At 69.6% G+C, this 2,679-nt stretch carries 3 protein-coding genes; all 3 read left to right on the top strand.

The window, feature by feature from the left end; translation table 11 throughout:
* Nucleotides 1-1,338: MFS transporter (locus tag ABD810_RS27450; RefSeq protein WP_344946516.1), on the top strand; the 1,338-nt coding region annotated here is incomplete at its 5' end.
* A complete protein-coding gene (speD, locus tag ABD810_RS27445; protein ID WP_344946513.1) occupies nt 1,335-1,925 on the top strand; it encodes an adenosylmethionine decarboxylase in 591 nt (196 codons plus the stop codon). The genes ABD810_RS27450 and speD, both read left to right, overlap by 4 nt.
* Before the next feature lie 106 nt (nt 1,926-2,031).
* The gene (locus ABD810_RS27440; RefSeq protein ID WP_344946510.1) at nt 2,032-2,379 is read left to right on the top strand and encodes a hypothetical protein; all 348 of its coding nucleotides are present in this window, start codon (nt 2,032-2,034) and stop codon (nt 2,377-2,379) included.
* Nucleotides 2,380-2,679: the final 300 nt, after the last annotated feature.

Below are 2,679 nucleotides of genomic sequence, written 5' to 3'. Positions count from 1 at the left end.
GCCGGTGGCTGGCTCGGCGGCACAGCGGGATGGCGGATGTTGTATCTGCCCAGCGTGGTCGTCTGCGCGCTGCTGCTGATCCTGTGCGCTCTACTGCCGCGTTCAACGGCCGGCACCCAGGGCCGGCTGCCGGACCTGCCCGGGGCCGCGCTGCTGCTCACCGGGATAGCAGCTCTGGTGATGGCGGTGACGACCAGCCCGATGTGGAACTGGAGCATCACTGAGACCGGCGCGCTGGGCGGCGGGGGACTACTGCTGATCGCAGTCACGGTGTGGCGGTCCACCCGGCACCCGGTCCCGGTCATCGAGATCGGCCTGTGGCGCTCACCGATGTTCGCGATCGCTGGGGTCATCTCGGTGCTGCACGGACTGATCATCTTCCCGCTGCTGGTCACCGCTCCACGGTTCCTGCACCTGATGTGGTCCTACCCGCCACAACTGGTCGGCCTGGCCATGGTGCCGCTCTCGGCGGGAGTCCTGGCAGCCAGCCCCATCGCCGGGCACCTGAGCCGGCTGCGGCCCGGGCCCCGGCCGGTGATCTATGCCGGCGCCGTGCTGGTCACGATCGCGGGCATCTGGCTGATCGGCGCCGCGCTGCGCCCCGGCCCTGCGCTCCCGCAGGTGTGGCTGCCCGCCATCGGCCTGCTGGGACTCGGGCTGGGCGGGCTGGGCACCGGCGCGACCATCGCGGGAACCCTGTCGGCCACCCCGCAGCAGTACGCAGCCGCGGTCGGCACCGCGATGACCGCCCGCCAGCTCGGCGGCGCGATCGGCGTGGCCGCCGCTGCCGGGCTGCTGGACCATCGTTTCCCCCGGTTCGGCCCCATCGGCGGCTACCTCATGGTCCTCACCCTGGGCATCGCCGCGGCGCTGCTCGCGGGCGTGCTGACCCTGTTCATGCCGACCGGCTCGGACACCCACAGGTCGACCGCCATGACGCCATCGATGAGGAGCCCGGCCCCTGGCATCACAGCCGATCCGCTGCCGCCTGCCGCGCTGATAGCGCTGTACGCCGCGGCCTCATCTCTGGTCGAGGCCACCGATGCGCTGCTGGCCGACCAGCGGTCCTGTGCCATTCACCCCCGCCTCCCTCCCCAGCGGCTGGGCGGCACGGGGTCGATGCGATGGCTCCTTAGCGCAGCAGCTACAGCCCCGTCCGGTCGCCCTCGACCTTCAGCAGGCACCCGCCTGGCCGCCTCACTAGCCCGCCAACACGCGCACCTGCCCCCTCCTGCGGAAGCCACCATGACTCACGCGATAGCTGTGACCTACAGCAGTGCCCTGTTCAACAGGCTGGCCCCTCTGCGCGTCGTCACCGACTCCAAGTGGCTGGCATGAGTTACAACGACACCACCTGCCGGTTCGCCGGCCGACACGTCGTCGCGGAGCTGACCGGGGTAAGCCCCTCGCTACTGGACGATGAACCCCGGCTGCGCGAGCTGCTGCATCACGCCCTGACCGGGGCCAAAGCGACAGTCCTGCACATAGTCTCCCACCGGTTCACCCCTCAGGGAGTGACCATGCTCGCGCTGCTGAGCGAGTCCCACGCCTCCATCCACACCTACCCCGAAGCCGTTTCCTGTTTCGTCGACATCTTCACCTGCGGCCAAAACGCCGATCCCGAGCACGCATTAGCGTTGCTGGTCGCGGCGATGCGGCCCGCCCAGGTGCACCGGCAGACCATTGACCGCGGCATGCCGGAGCACACCCTGCGGAGGACCACCGGGGAGGTGACCGTGGCCACCGAGGTGGTAGGGGATCGGGCCACCATCGAGGTCCAGTACACCGGCGCGGAGGAGTGGTACACGGTCACCGGGGGACCGTTCACCGTCATCGGCCATGACGGGCAGTGGGTTCACGCCGCGATGGTTCGCGCCGTGGCGCAGGGGCTGCCTGAGGGGTTGACCGGGCTCGAGCTGACGTAGTGGACGTGCCGACTTCTGGACAACGCACTTCAGGGGTCAACTTGCCGAAGCCGGGTATGCGTCGTTCGCTCATGTGTTCGATACTGGGGGTGTGGAGCCGCAACGGGTGACGATCGGGAACTGGCCACAGGACCTCGGCGCCAGCGGCGGCCGGGTGTACCCATACGGGCACCCGTTCGCCCACTGGGTCGTCATCGCCGTGCACGCCCGGTACTACGCGCCGCGGCTGGTCGTCGAGGAGTACGACCCGGTCCTTGGCGAGGTGGTGCGAAGGGTGAAACGGTTCGTCCCGCTGCACGCGTACCTGGTCGACCTGGACGGGTCCGGTGACCGGCTCCCGAGTTTCGACCGGGTGCTGCTGCACCAGGTTCCACCGGTCGGCTGGTGGTACCTCAAGGACCCCGAGGAGGAACACCTGCAGCGGATGCAGGAGTACAAGGTCAGCGACACCTGACCGCACGTGAAACAGGCGGCAGCCCGCACGGCGTTGACGCCGTTCAACGCAACCGATGAGTTCCATGAGGCCGCGACGCTGCTTGACCGGTCGGTAAGGGAGAAGTCGTACCTCGCACCGCTGCTCGCGGGTGAGGCGCGCGCCGTCGACCAGCCGGGTGCACCGACACCAGCGCCACCGCGCCCACCAGGAGTACGCCGGCGAGGCCTTGGCGTGCCGTCACCTCTTCGCCCAGGACCAGGACCGAGGCGGCGACGCCGATGATCGGGGTGAGGGTGAGCAGCACCCCCGCCTCGCCGA

Origin of the sequence: Sphaerisporangium flaviroseum (assembly GCF_039537005.1) — a bacterium.
Classification (GTDB): domain Bacteria; phylum Actinomycetota; class Actinomycetes; order Streptosporangiales; family Streptosporangiaceae; genus Sphaerisporangium; species Sphaerisporangium flaviroseum.
Note: the sequence above shows the minus strand (reverse complement) of the source record. Positions and strands in the feature narration are given on the sequence as shown.